Genomic DNA, 1,746 nt, shown 5'->3' on the forward strand with positions numbered 1-1,746 from the left:
AGCAGGCCGTGCCCGACCCGCAGCATCCGCCCGTCGTCGGTGACCGACAGGTCCGCGTACAGCAGCACGTACCGCACGCACGCCGCCAGGCTCGCCACCACGCCCAGGACGAGCAGGCCGAGCACGGCGGCGACGAACGGGCCGGCGGCCTCGATCGACGACAGCCCGCGCTCGACGGTGGCCGACTCGCCGAGCCGCTCGGCGATCCCGTACTGGAAGGCCAGTCCCACCACCGCCGCGACGGTGACCAGCCCCGTGGTCGAGAACGGGGCGTAGCGCACCCAGCCCGGCTGGAACCGGGCGATCGCGGTTTCGGCCGGGGCGGCCGCCCCGGCCGCCTCGTCCGGCGCCCCCGGGTGCGTGCTGAGCAGGGCGGCGCGCAGCGCCGGCACGGCACCGACCGCCAGGCCGTTCAGCTCGAACCGGTTGCGGTCGCGTCCGGCGCCGGTCCGCTGGCCGGTCCCGATCCGCACCACCGCCAGCCCGAGCAGCCGGTGCAGCAGGCGCTGTTCGACGTCCACGGACCGGATGCGGCTGCGCGGCACCGACAGCAGCTGGCGCTGCAGCAGGCCCCGGCGCAGCTCCACGTGCACCGGTCCGATCCGGTAGGTCGTGGTGAACCAGCGCAGCATGCCGATCACCACCAGCAGCGCGGCCACCGCCAGGCCCCAGCCGTGATTGCCGCTGCTGCTGCCGAGCAGCACCGACGCCACCAGCACCGGCAGCAGCCGCAGTACCTCCTCGACGGGGTGGATCAGCAGCATCCGCGGATCCAGCCGCAACCACGGCTGCTCGGCCTCGGCGGCGAGGGCGGGGGCGTCCTCCCGCTCCGGCGGCACGGGTACGTCGCTCACGTGGCATCGGCCTGGCTGCTGCCGGCGATCGCGGTGAGCCGGGCGGCGGTGGCGTCGGCGACCCCGACGTCGAGAGCGGTGATCTCCACGGCGCCCGCGGACGAGGCGGTGGTGACGGTGACGGTGGCGAGGCCGAGCCATCGTTCGATCGGGCCGCGCTCCGTGTCGACCGTCTGGATCCGGGAGATCGGCGCGATCCGGCGTTCCTGGGTGAGCCACCCCGAGCGCGTGTACACGGCGGTGTCGGTGATCTCCCAGCGGTGCACCCGGTACCGCCACAGCGGCATCACGGCCACGTGCGCGACGGCGAGAACCGCGGTGGCGACGCCGGCGGCGACGTGCCAACCCGGGTGCCGGCCGGAGTCGACTATCGCCCACACCACCTGCGCGGCCACGACCGGCACCCACAGCAGTGCGGCGCTCACCGCCCACAGCAGCCGCGCCCTCGGGCTGGGGCGCCACGCCGGATCGGCCATCGTCACCGGCGGCGGGGCGGCCCTGCCGGCTGCCGCGGGCGGCGGGGGGTCGTCCCGGTTCACGCGGTTCTCCTCGTCGGTGGTGTCCAGTCGGTTCCAGGCTAAGCTGATCGGGCGAGCAAACCCGGCAATGCCGCGACCGGGTTCGGAGTCGACACGAGGAGGAGGACCGCCGTGACCGAATCATCGGAGACCACCGAATACACGGAACTGCCCGAGGCCGATCGGATCGAGCAGGAGATGCCGGCCGAGGACGAACCGGCCGACGACGAGGTGACCTCGGTGCCGCTCGAGGTGGAGCCCGCGGACGTTCTCGAGCAGAGCCGGGTCGTCCCGGGAGACGAGGACTATCCCCGCGAGTGAGTTCGCCGGGGACGTGCCCCCGAGGTGGCATGGGTACGGCGGGTGGCGCATGA

3 protein-coding genes are annotated in these 1,746 nt (G+C 74.1%); 1 reads left to right on the plus strand and 2 read right to left on the minus strand.

Translation table 11 applies throughout. From position 1 onward, the window contains the following. Both CQZ88_RS12240 and CQZ88_RS12245 read right to left on the minus strand, forming a co-directional pair. Positions 1–854: PH domain-containing protein (locus tag CQZ88_RS12240; RefSeq protein WP_180987000.1), on the minus strand; the 854-nt coding region annotated here is incomplete at its 3' end. After that, the gene (locus CQZ88_RS12245) at positions 851–1,393 is read right to left on the minus strand and encodes a PH domain-containing protein (RefSeq protein WP_102799805.1); all 543 of its coding nucleotides are present in this window, start codon (positions 1,391–1,393) and stop codon (positions 851–853) included. The genes CQZ88_RS12240 and CQZ88_RS12245, both read right to left, overlap by 4 nt. A 111-nt stretch (positions 1,394–1,504) precedes the next feature. Between CQZ88_RS12245 and CQZ88_RS12250 the strand changes: the two genes are divergently transcribed. Then, positions 1,505–1,693: a hypothetical protein gene (locus tag CQZ88_RS12250; protein ID WP_006933961.1), complete on the plus strand. Its 189-nt coding sequence runs from the start codon at positions 1,505–1,507 to the stop codon at positions 1,691–1,693. The last annotated feature ends 53 nt before the right edge of the window (positions 1,694–1,746 follow it).

The organism is Rhodococcus sp. ENV425 (genome assembly GCF_002887785.1).
GTDB lineage: Bacteria > Actinomycetota > Actinomycetes > Mycobacteriales > Mycobacteriaceae > Rhodococcus > Rhodococcus aetherivorans.